The sequence below is a fragment of the Xanthomonas hortorum genome (genome assembly GCF_011305375.1).
Classification (GTDB): domain Bacteria; phylum Pseudomonadota; class Gammaproteobacteria; order Xanthomonadales; family Xanthomonadaceae; genus Xanthomonas; species Xanthomonas hortorum_E.
Window position 1 is genome coordinate 158,361 of sequence record NZ_VCME01000001.1, and the last position, 15,457, is coordinate 173,817.

The following is a 15,457-nucleotide window of genomic DNA, read 5'->3' on the forward strand; positions in this document are numbered from 1 at the left end:
GCACAGAGCGGTTGCGAATCAAGGTGTTGGCGGGTGAACCGGGCATAAGCGCGAAGGTGTCGGATTTCCGTGGCTGCGCTGCGATTGCGCGTTGTGGAGAAGGTGACGCGCACGTTACCGTAGCTGTCAGACCACTGTTGTTGCCCACGCCCGTGTCCACCGTTGTGACCAGTTCCTCATTCGACCGCCTGCATGCCGTGCTGCAGCGTCCTGCTGTCGCGTCGATCGCGCCCGCCTTGCGCGATGCATTGGCGCAGGCCTGGCAGAACGTGCCGCCAGCGCAAGCCGATGCCGTGCCGTGGGCGCTGCTTGCCGACACGCTGGATGCGCTGGCGTTGCTGGCGGCCGATGAGGCCACCTTGATTGCTGCATTGCTGTTCGATCTGCCTGCATTGCGCGGCGTGGTCGCGAGCCTGCCATGGCAACCGGCCGAACGGCGTGTGGTGGTCGAAGGTTTGCTCGATGGGCTGGATGCGGCCGACCAGGTCTGGGCGCTGCATGCCGGGCGCGAGGCCGGGCGCAACAGCGAAGGTTTGCGGCGGCTGCTGCTGTCCATCATCCACGACCTGCGGGTGGTGCCGATCCTGTTGGCGCGGCAGCTGGCGCGCATGCGCGTGGCCGACCGCCTGAGCGAAGAACAACGCCGCGCGCTTGCCCAGCTCACTCGCGACATCCACGCCCCGCTGGCCAACCGGCTGGGCATCTGGCAGGTGAAGTGGGAGCTGGAAGACCTGGCGTTCCGGCATCTTGAGCCGGAGACCTACCGCCGCATCGCCCGCGAGGTGGACGAAACCCGCGTGGCGCGCGAGCGCTATCTCGAAACGGTCAAGCGCACCTTGTCGACGTCGCTGACCCAGCAGGGCCTGCGTGCGGAAGTGAGCGGGCGGCCCAAACACATCTACAGCATCTGGCGGAAGATGCAGAAAAAGCGCCTGTCGTTCGACCAGCTATACGACATCCGCGCGGTGCGGGTGATGGTCGACGACGTGGCCGCCTGTTACGCCGCGCTGGGTGCGGTGCACTCGCTGTGGGCACCGGTGCCGAGCGAGTTCGACGACTATATCGCCCGGCCCAAGGCCAACGACTATCGCTCGCTGCACACGGCAGTGCTCGGCCCGGAAGGGCGCACCATCGAGATCCAGATTCGCACCCACGAGATGCACGCGCAGGCCGAGCTCGGCGTGGCCGCGCACTGGAAGTACAAGGAAGGCGGCAAGGGCGCCGAGAAGGCCTTCGACCGCAAGATCCTGTGGATGCGCCAGCTGCTGGAACAGGTGCAGGAGGGCGACCACGGCGAACTGGCCGGCGCGCTGGATGCCGAGTTGATCGAAGACCGCGTGTATGCGCTGACGCCCAAGGGCGAGGTGATCGATCTGCCGCAAGGCGCCACGCCGCTGGATTTTGCGTACCACGTGCACACCATGGTCGGGCATCGCTGCCGCGGCGCGCGCGTCAACGATCGCATCGTGCCGCTGACCTACCGGCTGCGCAGCGGCGACCGGGTGGAGATCATGACCGCCAAGGAAGCCGACCCGCGCCGCGACTGGTTGCTGGCGTCCAACGGCTTTCTGGCCAGCGGGCGCTCGCGCGACAAGGTGCGTGCGTGGTTCCACAAGCTCGACCGCGCGCGCAACGTGCACGCGGGCAAGGAGTTGCTCGATCGCGAGCTCAAGCGTCTGGGCCTGCAGCACTCCGATCTGAGTGTGGCCACGCGCAAATTCCACGCCGAAAACATCGACGATCTGTATATCCAGGTGGCGCTGGGCGATACCGGGCCCAACCAGGTCAGCCGTGCGTTGCTGGAAGCCGAGCGCGCGGCCTCGCAACCTGCCGTACCGGCGCCGCCACGGCCCACCGCACGGCGCGAGGGCTTGGGCAAATCCAAGTTCACCGTGCAGGGCGTGGGCAATCTGCTGGTGCAGCTGGCGCGCTGCTGCCAGCCGGTGGCGGGCGAGCCAATCGCCGGCTATCTCACACGCGGCCGCGGCATCACCGTGCATCGCACCGATTGCGCGGCGCTGTCGCGTCTGGCTGCCGCGCATCCGCAGCGCGTGCTGCCGGTGGAGTGGGGACAGGCCGGCAGCGGCTATGAGGTGGATGTGCAGGTGCGCGCGGTCGACCGCCGCTGGCTGCTCAAGGACATCACCAACCTGATCGCGCAGGAAGACGCGCATGTGCTGGAGATCAACAGCGACAACGTGCGCGATACCGGCCGCGCGCAACTGCGTTTGCGTTTGAAGGTCAGCGATTACGACCAGCTGTCCGGCTTGCTTGGCAAGCTGGATGCCTTGCCCGGGGTGAGTGAGGTGCGCCGACTCGGCTGAGCGCGCCGCACACCTCGCCAGCGTCAATCGATTTGAAACAGGCGGCACACACAGCAGGCAAGGTGTGCTTGCCTGACGAATCCCGAATCCCGAATCCCGAATCCCGAATCCCGAAGCGCACATCGTCTTCGCAGCGGCCGGCTACCATAGCGGGGTGAACGCGTCCCCGTCAGGTCGCGCCAAGGATGGACGCCACCGCATGCTCCCGCTTCCGCGCTGGGCCAGATCGCCCCGCCTCTGGGCGCCGTTGCGCAGCCGTGCGCTATGGCGCGTGGCATTGGTGCTTTGCGCATGCCTGCTGTTGACCACGATCGTAGTGCGCAAGCCGCTGGCCGATTGGCTGTGGCCGGATACGCGTATCCAGCAGCTGCTGCAACGGGGCAATGCGGCCTTGTCGCGCGGCCAACTCAGTGCCGCCGATGGCAGCGGCGCGCGCGAACTGTTTGCTGCCGCGCTCGCCTTGGATAGCGACCGCAGCGAAGCCCGTGCCGGACTGGCGCGCACCGGTGCCGCCGCAGTGGTGCAGGCGCGTGCGGCAATCGCGGCCGGGGACGCCGCCGGAGCGCAACGCACACTGGCGCTGGCGACTGCGCTGGAAGTGCCGCAAGCGCAGATCGCGCCAGTCACGCTGCGCTTGCGCGCGCTGCAGGCACGTCGCGCCGGGTTGGATGCCTTGTTCGCGCAGGCCGTGGCCGCGCAGCAACAAGGACGCCTGGATGGCACGCCGGACAGTGCATTGCCGTTGTACCAACGCATCCTGACCCTGGCGCCGGACCGCACCGATGCCCTGGAAGGGCGCGAAGATGCCCTGACCGATCTGCTGGCGCAGGCCCGCCACGCACTGGCGCGCGACGCGCTCGGCGATGCGGCGATGTTGCTGGCAGCCGCCAAGCGCTACGACGCCGGGCATGCCGATGTACCGCTGACCGAAGGCCACTACCACCGCATGCTGGAGCAGCGCCGTCAACGCGCGGAAGGCTTGTTGCGGCGTGGTCGCCTGGCGCCGGCCGCACGCGATTTCAGCGCCGTGCTGGCGGCCGAGCCAGAGGATGCTGCAGCGCGTCGCGGGCTCGATCAGGTCGCGAGCGAATACGCCGCGCAGGCCAGCCGGCAGGCGGCGGATTTCCACTTCGACGCTGCACTGCAATCGCTGCAGGAGGCGCGCGCCCTGGTGCCGGGCGCTGCATCGATCGCGCAGGCAGAACAGGCGATTGCGCGTGCACGCGATGCACAACGCAGCCCTGAAACCGGTTTGTCGCGTGGTGCACGCGAGCGCCGTCTGCGCGCGCTGCTGCAACGGGTGACAGATGCCGAAGCGCAGCAGCAATGGATGACCCCGCCCGGCGCCAGTGCCTACGACGCGGTGCGAGCAGCGCAGGCGCTGGCACCGCGCGATCCGCGCGTGCTGCAGGCCGCTGCACGGGTGGCGCCGGCGAGCCAGCGCTGTTTCGAGGACGAGTTGCGCAACAACCGTCTGCGTGCCGCGCGCGGTTGTCTGGATGCGTGGCAGGCACTGATGCCGAACGGCGAGGCGCTGATCGGCGCGCGCCGACGTCTGGCTCAGCGCTGGATTGCGGTGGGCAGCGAACGCCTGGGGCAGGAGGATGCGGCGTTCGCGCGGCGCGCGCATGACGAGGCGCGTCAGCTGGATCCGTGGCTGCCGGAATTGGTCGAGTTCACGCGCCGGGTCAAGGCGGTAGCGGAGCAGCGTTGAGGTGGAGGCCGCTTTTGACGGCGCTTCCTTGAGCGCGATGCCTGAGCGGCGCGCGGGGAATGGCGGCTCTGGCCACCAACTCCCGCTACGTGCCCGGCCCACGCTGGCAGCGCGGGTGTACCAAGGCACGCACGCCAGTGGCAGGCAACTCAAGCCTCGATAAACAACGCGCGTACCGTGCTACGCGCGGCATCCAGCGAAAAATGCTGCGCCACGTTGCGCAAACCGTTGTCGGCCAGGCGCTGCCACAGCGCTGCATCCTGATACAGGCGCACGATTGCAGCGGCGAAGGCGTCGGCGTTATCCGCTACGCATACGTCTTCGCCATCACGCAGATGCATGCCTTCCACTGCACAGGTGGTGCCGACCACCGGTTGGCCATGCGCCATGCTCAGATTGATCTTGCCCTTGACGCCGGCGCCGAAGCGCAACGGCGCCACCGCGATGCGCGTAGTGTCCATGTACGGCACCAGATCCGGCACATGTCCGCGCAATTGCACGCCCGGGCACTCGTCGGCCAGTAGTTTCAGCGCCTCCGGCATGTCCGCGCCGATGCAATGGAAGATCACGTCCGGCAACTGCGCACGCACCTGCGGGAAGATCGCACTGATGAACCATTGCACCGCATCCACATTGGGCGGATGCCGGAAGCCACCGACGAACACCAGGTCGCGACGTTGCGCGAAGGGATGACCGCTACCGGCCACTTCATGCAGATTGGAGAGCAGGGCGGTGCGGATCTGCGGTGCGTCCGCCTGCAGCTGCGCCTGTTCGGCTGCCGAGACCAGCAGCGTGACGTCGGTGGCGGCCATGATCTCCAGTTCGCGCAGGCGGGTGCGTTCTGCCGCGCGCAACAGGTTGGCATCGCCGGCCAGCTCGGCGCCGCGGCGTTCGCGCAGGTAATGCAGATCCACGGTGTCGAACAGGGTGCGTGCCTGCGGGGCGTATTGTTTGAGCAACGGCAGGCAGGCATGCGCAACGTGGTGACGCACCAGCAGCACCACCGCAAAGCGCGCGCCATGTGTGCGTAGCCAGCTGCCGATGCCATCCAGGAACGGCGCATACCAGACTTCCACCCCCAGTTGCTGCAGTGCCTGCGTATGTCGCCTTGCGTGTTCGCGGCGGGTGGGCACGAACACCACATGCGCGCCTTCTTCGCACAGCAGGCGGATCAGATTGAACTGCCGCAACGAGCCGGAATCGCGGTCCGGCTGCGGCACGCTCTCGTCCAGGATCAGTACCTGACGTTGGCCGCGATGCAGCAGCGCAGGCGCAGGCACGGTGCCGACCGGCAACTGCATTGCCAGCGCCTGCCGCCATTTTTCGGCGAACACGGCTTGATTGCGGACCTGATACGCCTTCACCCCGGTGCGGGTGTCGGTGCCGTTGCTGGTGCCTTCGTCATGCACCACCACACTGGCCGGCTGCACCAGCACCTGATACCCGGCCGCACGCACCGCAAACGCCAGATCGGTGTCTTCGTAGTACGCAGGCATGTAACGGCGATCCAGCCCGCCCAGCGTCTGCAGCAATGCGCGTGGCAGCGCGATCGCCGCGCCCGAGCAATAGTCCATCGCACGCACATACGCGTAGCGCGGGTCGTCGGCCGATTCGAAGCGGCCGTAGCTCCAGGCGCTGCCATCGGCGAACACCACGCCGCCGGACTCCTGCAGGCGTCCGTCCGGATACACCAGTTGCGCGCCGACCAGGCCTGCGCTGGGATGCTGCGCGAACGTGTCGATCAGCCGATCCAGCCAGCCGGGTTGCGGAATGGTGTCGTTGTTGAGCAGCACCACGTAGTCGCCGCGCGCCAGTGCGATGCCGTCGTTGCAGGCGGCGATGAAACCGCCATTGCTGGCGCGCCGGTGGTAGTGCAGCCCTTGCACCTGCGGCAGCTGCGCTTCGGTGGCATCGCTGCTGCCGTCATCCACCACCACAATCTCCACATCCAGCTGCGGTGGATGCGCAGCCAGCGCGCGTAAACAGGCAAGCGTGTGTGCGATGTGGTTGTAGACCGGAATCACCAGCGTCACGCGCGGCGTGGCGCTATGTGGCACCGCAAACGCGGCAAACGGTGCGGGGTCCGGCAACCACAGCGGCGTGCCGAGCGCGACCGGCGGCGCCTGCGTGTGCACGCGAATGCGCTGCCAGGTGGCGCGCCAGCCGCGTGTGCGCATGCTTGCCACGCTGCGGTGGATCAGCCCAAGCACGCGATTGAACAGATAGCGTGCATCGGCCAGGGACATCGACATCGCGTTGAAACTCCAGCTTAAGTCAAAGGGTCCGGCTGACCACAACCACCACAGCGCTGCGCTAGACTCGCCGGACTCTACATTCTCGCATCCCTGTGCCCCGACGCCACGACGACCACGACGCTCCCGACGATTTCGAGGACGACACCAACGAGCAAGGCTCCCGCTGGCAACGCAGGCTGATTGTCTGGGCCTTTGCTGCATTCGCGCTGGCGCTTGGTTTTCTGATTCCCTACACGGTGTATCTGAACAAGCAGGTCACCCAGCGTTTCGGCGAGCTGCGTTGGCAGATCCCGACCCGCGTGTACGGGCGGCCATTGGTGCTGGTGCCCGGCGATGCGTTGGATGCGGCCACTTTGAAGACCGAGCTGGATGCAGCCTCGTACCGTGACGATGGTCAAGCCAAACTGGCCGGTACCTATCAGCAGGACGGCAGCCGCTTCACCATCGCCAGCCGCGGCTACATCGACGTGGACGGGCGGGTGCCTGCGCGGCGCATCGAGGTCAGCGTCTCGGGCGGGCGTGTGGCCAGCCTGCGCGATGCCGGCGACCGCAAGGCGCTGAAGAGTGCGCGGCTGGATCCGGCGCGCATCGCCACGCTGTACGGGCAGAAGCAGGAAGAGCGCCGCCTGGTGCGCATGGAAGAAGTGCCCGAGCTGCTGGTCACCGGCCTGCAGGCGGTCGAGGACCGCGACTTCAACAGCCACCACGGTATCGATCTCAGCGGCATGGTGCGCGCGGCCTGGATCATGGCGCGCTCCGGCGGCCAGGTGCGGCAGGGCGCCAGCACCTTGACCCAGCAGCTGGCACGCAGCGGCCTGCTCGGTATCGGCAAGGAACAGACGGTTACCCGCAAGTTCAACGAAATTCTGTATGCCGTGATCATGGAGGCGCGCTACGACAAGCGCACCATCCTGGAGGCCTATCTCAATCAGGTGTATCTGGGGCAGCGCGGCGGGCAGGCGATTCATGGCGTGTCCTCCGGTGCGGAGCTGTGGTTCGGTCGCGAACTCAACTCGATGACCACCGAGCAGATCGCGCTGCTGATCGGGTTGGTCAAGGGGCCGTCGTATTACGACCCGCGGCGTAACCCGGAACGGGCGCTGGATCGACGCAATTTCGTGCTGGGCAAACTGCACGAGAACAACCTGATCGACGCGGCCGAGTACAAGCGCGCACTGGCCGAGCCGTTGGGTGTGCCCAAGGAACCCGGTCTGGTCGCCGCCAACCGCTTCCCGGCCTACGTGGATCTGGTGCGGCGCCAGCTGGCGCACGATTACCCGGAAGGCGTGCTGCAAGGCGCCGGCATGAGCGTGCTCACCGGCATGTCGCCGTCCGCGCAGGCGTATGCCGAAGGCGCGGTGACCGGCACCATCAAGCGGCTGGACAACAAGAAGCGCCCGCCGCTGCAGGCCGGCCTGGTGCTCACCGATGTGCATAACGGCGATGTGCTGGCGGTGGTCGGCAGCCGCGATGTGGCCAAGCCCGGCTTCAATCGCGCGGTCGAAGCGCAGCGGCAGGTCGGTTCCTTGCTCAAGCCGTTCGTGTATTTGCTGGCATTGGCCTCGCCGGATCGCTGGGCGTTGTCCAGCTGGGTCGACGATGCACCGGTGACGGTGCAGCTCAGCCGTGGCAAGACTTGGTCGCCGGGCAATTCCGACAACCGCAGTCACGGCACGGTGCGGCTGATCGATGCGCTGGCGCATTCCTACAACCAGGCCACGGTACGCGTGGGCATGCAGGTCGGCCCGGAGCGCATCGCGCAGCTGATCCAGGTGCTGGCCGGCATCAAGGCCGACACCAATCCCTCGCTGATCCTCGGTGCCACCGATCAGAGCCCGTACGGTATGGCGCAGCTGTATCAGTTCCTGGCCGCCGGTGGCGAGATCCAGCCGCTGCATGCGGTGCGCGGCGTGCTCGACCCCCAGGGCAAGCTGCTCAAGCGCTACGACAAGACCCCGGCTCCTGCGCAGGAAGGTGATTCGGTGGCCGCCAACCTGATCAGCATCGCCTTGCAGCAAGTGGTGAGCGGCGGTACCGCGCGGCAACTGCTGGGCGATGGCCTGGGCCGGCTGTCGCCGGCCGGCAAGACCGGTACTTCCAACGACGGCCGCGACAGCTGGTATGCCGGCTATACCGGCGACCACCTGGCGGTGATCTGGATGGGCAACGATCAGAACGAGCAGACCGGCCTGTACGGTGCCACCGGCGCGATGCGGGTGTGGTCGAGCATCTTCGCGCGGCTGCCGAGTGCGCCGCTGAAGGTCAGCGGCAAGGGCCTGGATTGGCAGTGGGTGGATGCGGCCGGCACCGGCGTGACCGACCCCGGTTGCCCGGGCGCGCGCCAGTTCCCGTTCGTGGTCGGGTTCACGCCGGCCTACGCCCCGTGTGCCGGCAATGCACCGTCGATCGAAGGCGCGCCCGGCGATCCTGCAGCGCCTGCCGAACAATCCGGCGGGAGTGGCTGGCGCCGCTTCTTCGGTCTGGACAAAAAGCCGGAAGAACCCGCGCAAGCGCCTGCCTCGCCCCCGTCCGCGCATTGAATTGGAGTGACCTCATGAACCGACTGCACCGCCTCCTTGCCCTTTTCGGCGTGCTTGCCGCGCTGTCTGCCTGCGTCAGTGCGCCGCCCGCGCCGCCGCCGCCGACACCTGTGGACCCGACCACCCCGACACAGCGGCTGTTGCTGATCGAACGCGAGGCTGGCGTCGACGACACCGAACTGTCGGTGCAGCCGCTGCGCGACCCGCAGGTGGACGATCTGCGCGAGACCGCCAAGGCCAAGCGCCAGGCCGGCGATCTGGCTGGCGCCGCTGCAGCACTGGATCAGGCGTTGGGTCTGGTCGCCGGTGACCCGGCGGTGCTGCAGGAGCGTGCGGAAGTTTCCGTGCTGCAGGCCGATTGGCCGGGCGCCGAGCGCTTCGCCAAACAGGCCATCGAACTGGGTTCCAAGACCGGCCCGCTGTGCCGTCGTCACTGGGCCACCATCGAGCAGTCGCGGATTGCCCGTGGCGAAAAAGAAAATGCCGCCTCGGCCAAGGTGCAGATTGCCGGGTGCACGGTGCCTGGTGTGAAGCGGTACTGATTGCAGTAATCAAGCCGACTGCGCTCACCGCCAGGCGGGCGCGGTCGGCGCTTGGTGCAGCTAGTGTCACTGCCGCGCATCGGTGGTTGGAAAGCTGCCCCCTGCTGATGTGAATGCTGCTCGCTGCGTTATGCAGGCCGTCTGAGGTGATGCAGGCACGGGAGGGTGGCTGTTGCTGGCGCAATGGCGCTAGTCCGCACTCCATAAAGCGCAATCCAGGCAGCATCACTGCACACGCGCTAGGCTGTCTCGCTTCTGTATCCCGTCTCTGTTCGGTCTCATGTCCCAACTTGCCACTGCCAGCATCGAGGCGCTCAGCGAGGGCGGGGCGCTTGCGCGTCAGCTCGATGCGTTTGCGCCGCGTGCCGCGCAGTTGCGCCTGACCGGCGCCATCGCCGAGGCGTTCGAGCAGCGCGATGTGCTGTTGGCAGAGGCCGGCACCGGGACCGGCAAGACCTACGCCTATCTGGTGCCGGTGCTGCTGTCCGGGCTCAAGACCATCATCTCGACCGGTACCCGCGCGCTGCAGGACCAGTTGTTCCATCGCGATCTGCCGCGCCTACGTGCCGCGTTGGGCATCGGCCTGCGCAGCGCGCTGCTGAAAGGGCGCGCCAATTATCTGTGCAAGTACCGCACCCAGCAGGCGCGCGGCGAACCGCGTTTCTCTACGCCCGAACAGGTCTCGCAGTTCCATCGCATCGTTGCCTGGAGCGGGCGTACCCAGTTCGGCGATATGGCCGAGATGGAGGCCCTGCCGGACGACTCGCCACTGCTACCGCTGGTGACTTCCACGGTCGACAACTGCCTGGGCACCGAATGCCCGTTTTACAGCGAGTGTTTTGTGGTGCAGGCGCGTCAGCGCGCGCAGGCGGCCGACCTGGTGGTGGTTAATCATCATCTGCTGCTGGCCGATCTGGCGCTCAAGCAGGAAGGCTTCGGCGAGATCCTGCCCGGCGCGCAGGCCTTCGTCATCGACGAAGCGCATCAGCTGCCGGAACTGGCGGCGAACTTCTTTGGCGAAAGTTTCGGCATGCGGCCCTGGCAGGAACTGGCCCGCGATTGCATGGTCGAAGCGCGGCTGGTGGCCGGCGCGCAGGCCAGCCTGCAGGAACCGATTCTCGCCTTGGACGAAGCGTTGCGCGGCCTGCGCTCAGGCATGGAAGGCCTGCCGCCACGCGGCACGCAATGGCGCGCGCTGGCCAAGCCGCAGGTGCGCGAGGGCTTCGATGCGGTGCTGTCGTCGCTGGCGCGGTTGGGCGAATCTCTGCTGCCGTTGCGCGAGGCATCGCCCGGGTTCGATGGCTGCTCTGCACGCGCGCAGGAAGCGCTCGCGCGGCTGTCTCGGTGGCTGGGCGAAGACGCGCCGGTGCTGGATTTTGCGCAGGATTTACCAGACACCGTCGACAACGATGTGCTGTGGTACGAGCTGAGCCCGCGCGGTTTCCGCTGCCAACGCACGCCGCTGGATGTCTCCGGCCCGCTGCGCGAACACCGCGAAAAATCGCACGCGGCGTGGGTGTTCACCTCGGCCACGTTGGCGGTGGGCGGCGAGTTCGACCACATCGCGCAGCGCCTGGGTTTGAGCGATCCGGTGACTTTGCTGCAGCCCAGTCCCTTCGATTGGGCGCGCCAGGCGCTGTGCTATCTGCCGCCACATCTGCCCGATCCGGCGGCGCGCGGCTTCGGCACGGCGCTGATCGCCGCATTGACGCCGGTGCTGGAAGCCTCCAACGGCCGCGCATTCCTGTTGTTCGCTTCGCACCGCGCGCTGCGCGAAGCGGCCGAAGCATTGCGCGGTGCGCCGTGGCCGTTGTTCGTGCAGGGCGAAGCGCCACGCGCCACGTTACTGCAGCGTTTCCGCACTTCCGGCAACGGCGTGCTGCTGGGGTCGGCCAGCTTCCGCGAGGGCGTGGACGTGGTCGGCGATGCCTTGAGCGTGGTGGTGATCGACAAGCTGCCGTTCGCCGCACCCGACGACCCGGTGTTCGAAGCGCGCCTGGATGCGATCCGCCGCGAGGGCGGCAACCCGTTCCGCGACGAGCAATTGCCGCAGGCGGTGATTGCGCTGAAGCAGGGCGTCGGCCGGCTGATCCGCAGCGAGACCGATCGCGGCGTGCTGGTGCTGTGCGACCCGCGGCTGTTGAACAAGGGCTACGGCCGCACCTTCATGAATTCGCTGCCGCCGTTTGCGCGCACCCGCGAGATTGGCGATGTGCGCGCGTTTTTTGGCGTCGCCGAGCCGGTGGGCGACAATGGCGTGCTCGCGTTGCCGTTCGGCGACGCGTGAGCTTCCCCTTCCTGCCTGCGGTCCTGTCATGAAAGTCCTCGCGTTCGAGACCTCCACCGAAGCCTGTTCCGTCGCGCTGCATGTGGATGGCCGCGTACTCGAGCGCTTCGAACTGGCGCCGCGCCGCCACGCCGAGCTGGCGCTGCCGTGGGCCGAGCAACTGCTGGCCGACGCGGGTATTGCGCGCCGCCAGCTGGATGCGATTGCGGTCGGCCGTGGCCCCGGCGCCTTCACCGGTGTGCGGCTGGCGATCGGCATCGCGCAAGGCATCGCCCTGGGCCTTGATGTACCGGTGCTGGCCGTCTCCACGTTGCAAGTATTGGCCTTGCGCGCACCCACCGATGCGACACAGGTACTGGCCTGCATCGATGCGCGCATGGGCGAGGTGTATGCCGGCGTGTTCGAGCGTCGCGGCGACACGCTGCTGGAACTGGCGCCGGAAGTGGTCTGTGCACCGGACGCCTTGGTTCTGCCGAATATGCTTCAACGTTTTGCCGGTGTGGGCACCGGATTCGCCGCTGCCGATGCATTGCTGCAACAGCGATTCGCAACGCAGCTGACCAGCGTCGATGCAGCCGCGCTCCCGCACGCCGCCGATCTGCTCACACTCGCCGTGCCGGCGCTGTTGCGCGGCGAAGGCGTGGCACCGGAGCGGGTCGAACCAGCCTATCTGCGCGACAACGTTGCGCTGACCCTGATCGAGCAGCAGGCCGCACGCGCTGCAAAGGCCGCCGGCGCCAAGAGCGGCTAACAACACCTTTCGAACCCGGTATTGATGGCGGCAAGGTTGCGGATATGGAAAGTTGCAAACAACTGTCCAACGATTCCAAGGCAATCGAGATGTCGAGTCTTAGCGGCGTTTAGATGGAGTCAAAAGCTGAGTCGGTCGAGCGTGCGGTGCCCTCACCGCCCGCGGGACACGCCGCAAGTACGTCCATGTAGGCTCGGTGGCGGCATCCATGCCGCCACACGGTCCCGCAATCGGCGAGGACACCGCACCAGACAGGTTGCTGGTTGCTCTGTCGAAAGCCTTGCATACCGACCATCTCGACTGGTCCTTGCCCGCCCACCGTCGCGGGACCTTACGCGGCATGGATGCCGAAGAGCCTACACGGACGTACTTGCGGCGTGTCCCGCGATGGTGGGCGGGCAAGGGCCTTGCAGCCAAGTGGCAGATCGGCCGCTCTGCTTCTGCTCCTCCCAACACAGCCAAGATCTCACTGTCTTAAGGTGGCTGAAAAACCGTCGCGAGCAGTTGGCAAAAGATGGCGACATATTTGGTCGCATCATCGATCAAACCCACCACACCTCAACCCACCACACCTCAGCGATCGTCGTGCAGCTCGCCGCCGGGCAAAAACAACCACGTGCGCGTGACCTGCAGGATATCCACATCGTCCTTGGTGCTGGGCAGCGGCGGGAACGGCTGCGCCAGCTGCACCACGCGCAGCGCTGCCGCATCCAGCGCCGGGGTGCCGCTGGAGATCAGCACGCGGCTGCTTTCCACGCTGCCATCGCGGCGTACGCCCACGCTGATCACCACCTTGCCGCCGAGTCGGCGCCTGCGCGCTTCATCCGGGTAATTGAGATTGCCGACACGCTCGGCGCGGTCCACCCACGCACGCAGATAGTTGGCGTACGCATATTCGCGCGTACTGGCCGAGACGAACTTGCGATTGGGGCGCTTGGCGTATTGCTCCGAGCGCAGATGCACCTCTGCCGCGAGCCGGGCCATTTCCGCGTCGCGCTGCACGCGTTGCGCGTCGGCCGGGGTGAGCGGGTCGGTCTGCGGATTCGGTTGCGGGGGCGGCACGGTCTGCTCGCCGCGGCGACTGGCGACCACGCGGGTCTGCGTCGGTTCGGGCGCCTGCACCGTGGTGGCACGCTGCGCCTGCGCTGCCAGTCCGCTGCGGTCCTGCGGCACCACGCCGGGCTGGCTGTCGCGTGGGCGCTGCGCGGTGGCGTGATTGCCGCCGCCCTGCTGATTGGCCTGGGCCAGGAAATCGGCCTGCTTGGGCGTGAGCGGGGTGCTGGTCTGGCTGAAGATCACATCCAGCGTCGGCACCAGCGGCGCATCTTCGCTGACCGCAAAGCCCACGCCCAGGATCAGCACGCCGTGCAGCAGCAACGAGATCACCAGCGTCGTGGTCAGCCGCCGGCGCTCGTCCATGGGGGCCGGCAGTGCCGCAGCCGCGCTCATTGCGCAGCGCCGGCCTCGATCGCGTCGAACAGCAGCCCGGCGATGTTCAAACCGAACTGCGCATCCAGCTCGCGCACGCAGGTCGGGCTGGTGACGTTGACCTCGGTCAGGTAATCGCCGATCACATCCAGGCCGACGAAGCGCATGCCGCGGCGGCGCATTTCCGGGCCGACCTGCGCGGCGATCCAGCGGTCGCGCTCGGACAGCGGCCGGCCTTCGCCACGTCCGCCGGCGGCCAGGTTGCCGCGGAATTCGTCGCCCTGCGGAATCCGCGCCAGGCAATAGTCCACCGGCACGCCATCCACCAGCAAAATGCGCTTGTCGCCGGCGGTGATGTCGGGGATGAAGCGCTGCGCCAGGGTCAGGTTGCGGTTGCCGTCGGTCAACGTCTCCAGGATCACGTTGAGGTTGGGGTCGCCGGTGCCGCTGCGGAAGATCGAGCGCCCGCCCATGCCGTCCAGCGGCTTGAGCACGGCTTGCCCATGTTCCAGCACGAAGGCCTTCAACGCCGCCGCATCGCGGCTGACCAGTGTCGGCGGGCAGCATTGCGGAAACAGCAGCGCAGCCAGCTTCTCGTTGTAATCGCGCAGACCCTGCGGGTCGTTGACCACCTGCGCGCCAGCGCGCTGGGCGGCGCTCAGCACCTGGGTGTCGTAGATGAACTCTGCGTCTACCGGCGGGTCCTTGCGCATAAGCACCACCTGGCCGGGACCGAACGCCAGCTCGGCGAATTCGCCCAGCGTGAACCAGCTGGCCTTGTCTTCGCGCACGCTCAGGGGTGCGACCTGCGCCACCGCGCGTCCGTCGCGCAGGCTGAGTCCGCCGGGGCGCACATACTGCAAACGGTGGCCACGGCGCTGGGCTTCCAGCAACATGGCGAAGGTAGTGTCTTTGGCGATTTTGATGGAGGCGATGGGATCCATCACCACAACGACGTCGAGCGACATGGGACTAAACCTTTCGAACAGACTGCCGATGGTAACTTCAAGCGGTGGGCGATGGCGCGCCTGGCGGGTCGTAGTGCGCGACTAGCCGGTCTTGACGCACCCAGACGCGGTCGGAACGTCCGCCTGGCGGGGCCCCGGCGATGCGCCCTTGACAGTCAATGCGGGTCTTGGGATATACATGCAGTTTCGTAGCGACGACGGAAAGGAAGAAGCGTTGCACGTCCGGGGATATTTGCATGAGTGAACACATTGCTGCGGGTGGGGAACTCGCAGGACTGAAGGTGATGGTCATCGACGATTCGAAGACTATTCGCCGCACCGCCGAAACGCTGCTCAAGCGAGAAGGGTGTGAAGTAGTGACAGCAACGGATGGTTTCGAGGCACTGGCCAAAATTGCGGACCAGCAACCTCAGATCATTTTTGTCGACATCATGATGCCGCGCCTGGATGGGTACCAGACGTGCGCGTTGATCAAGGGCAACCAGCTCTTCAAGTCGACGCCGGTGATCATGTTGTCGTCCAAGGATGGGCTGTTCGACAAGGCACGCGGCCGCATCGTCGGCTCCGAGCAATATCTGACCAAGCCATTCACTCGTGAAGAACTACTGAGCGCGATTCGCACGTACGTCCACGCCTGACCAGGGGGAA

The 15,457-nt window shown here is 66.8% G+C and carries 10 protein-coding genes; 7 read left to right on the forward strand and 3 right to left on the reverse strand.

All coding sequences use genetic code 11. The annotated features are described in order from the left end of the window. Window positions 1–137: 137 nt before the first annotated feature. Together FFY45_RS00620 and FFY45_RS00625 are read left to right on the forward strand one after the other, a co-directional pair. On the forward strand, window positions 138–2,324 hold the full coding sequence (locus tag FFY45_RS00620) for a RelA/SpoT family protein (protein WP_176338943.1): 2,187 nt from the start codon (window positions 138–140) through the stop codon (window positions 2,322–2,324). 199 nt (window positions 2,325–2,523) lie between these two features. Then, on the forward strand, window positions 2,524–4,038 hold the full coding sequence (locus FFY45_RS00625) for a hypothetical protein (RefSeq protein WP_176338944.1): 1,515 nt from the start codon (window positions 2,524–2,526) through the stop codon (window positions 4,036–4,038). Between the two features lie 149 nt (window positions 4,039–4,187). Here the strand turns inward: FFY45_RS00625 and FFY45_RS00630 are convergent, their stop codons facing one another. Continuing rightward, window positions 4,188–6,290: a glycosyltransferase gene (locus tag FFY45_RS00630; RefSeq protein WP_176338945.1), complete on the reverse strand. Its 2,103-nt coding sequence runs from the start codon at window positions 6,288–6,290 to the stop codon at window positions 4,188–4,190. Between the two features lie 95 nt (window positions 6,291–6,385). Here FFY45_RS00630 and mrcB point away from each other — a divergent pair, with 95 nt between their 5' ends. From mrcB to tsaB, 4 genes are all read left to right on the forward strand, one after another. After that, entirely contained in the window at window positions 6,386–8,833 is a 2,448-nt protein-coding gene (gene mrcB, locus FFY45_RS00635) for a penicillin-binding protein 1B (RefSeq protein WP_176338946.1), read from the forward strand. 14 nt (window positions 8,834–8,847) lie between these two features. Further along, window positions 8,848–9,375: a hypothetical protein gene (locus FFY45_RS00640; RefSeq protein WP_176338947.1), complete on the forward strand. Its 528-nt coding sequence runs from the start codon at window positions 8,848–8,850 to the stop codon at window positions 9,373–9,375. A gap of 280 nt (window positions 9,376–9,655) precedes the next feature. After that, window positions 9,656–11,662, forward strand: coding sequence for a DNA repair helicase YoaA (gene yoaA / locus FFY45_RS00645; RefSeq protein WP_176338948.1), 2,007 nt, complete (start codon window positions 9,656–9,658; stop codon window positions 11,660–11,662). A 28-nt stretch (window positions 11,663–11,690) separates the two neighbouring features. Next, window positions 11,691–12,413, forward strand: coding sequence for a tRNA (adenosine(37)-N6)-threonylcarbamoyltransferase complex dimerization subunit type 1 TsaB (gene tsaB / locus FFY45_RS00650; protein WP_176338949.1), 723 nt, complete (start codon window positions 11,691–11,693; stop codon window positions 12,411–12,413). Between the two features lie 573 nt (window positions 12,414–12,986). Here tsaB and FFY45_RS00655 read toward each other — a convergent pair. Both FFY45_RS00655 and gshB read right to left on the reverse strand, forming a co-directional pair. Beyond that, on the reverse strand, window positions 12,987–13,862 hold the full coding sequence (locus FFY45_RS00655) for an energy transducer TonB (RefSeq protein WP_176338950.1): 876 nt from the start codon (window positions 13,860–13,862) through the stop codon (window positions 12,987–12,989). Continuing rightward, entirely contained in the window at window positions 13,859–14,809 is a 951-nt protein-coding gene (gshB, locus tag FFY45_RS00660; protein ID WP_176338951.1) for a glutathione synthase, read from the reverse strand. The genes FFY45_RS00655 and gshB overlap by 4 nt, the downstream gene beginning before the upstream one ends. 236 nt (window positions 14,810–15,045) lie before the next feature. Here gshB and pilG point away from each other — a divergent pair, with 236 nt between their 5' ends. Beyond that, complete coding sequence (gene pilG, locus FFY45_RS00665) at window positions 15,046–15,447, forward strand: twitching motility response regulator PilG (protein ID WP_023904776.1); 402 nt, start codon at window positions 15,046–15,048, stop codon at window positions 15,445–15,447. Window positions 15,448–15,457 lie beyond the last annotated feature (10 nt).

Excerpts from the sequence above, each read along its gene's own strand:
- FFY45_RS00655 (WP_176338950.1), bottom strand. The coding sequence starts at position 13,862 with ATGAGCGCGGCTGCGGCACTGCCGGCCCCCATGGACGAGCGCCGGCGG.
- tsaB (WP_176338949.1), top strand. The coding sequence starts at position 11,691 with ATGAAAGTCCTCGCGTTCGAGACCTCCACCGAAGCCTGTTCCGTCGCG.
- FFY45_RS00630 (WP_176338945.1), bottom strand. The coding sequence starts at position 6,290 with ATGTCGATGTCCCTGGCCGATGCACGCTATCTGTTCAATCGCGTGCTT.
- yoaA (WP_176338948.1), top strand. The coding sequence starts at position 9,656 with ATGTCCCAACTTGCCACTGCCAGCATCGAGGCGCTCAGCGAGGGCGGG.
- FFY45_RS00625 (WP_176338944.1), top strand. The coding sequence starts at position 2,524 with ATGCTCCCGCTTCCGCGCTGGGCCAGATCGCCCCGCCTCTGGGCGCCG.
- FFY45_RS00640 (WP_176338947.1), top strand. The coding sequence starts at position 8,848 with ATGAACCGACTGCACCGCCTCCTTGCCCTTTTCGGCGTGCTTGCCGCG.
- pilG (WP_023904776.1), top strand. The coding sequence starts at position 15,046 with ATGAGTGAACACATTGCTGCGGGTGGGGAACTCGCAGGACTGAAGGTG.
- gshB (WP_176338951.1), bottom strand. The coding sequence starts at position 14,809 with ATGTCGCTCGACGTCGTTGTGGTGATGGATCCCATCGCCTCCATCAAA.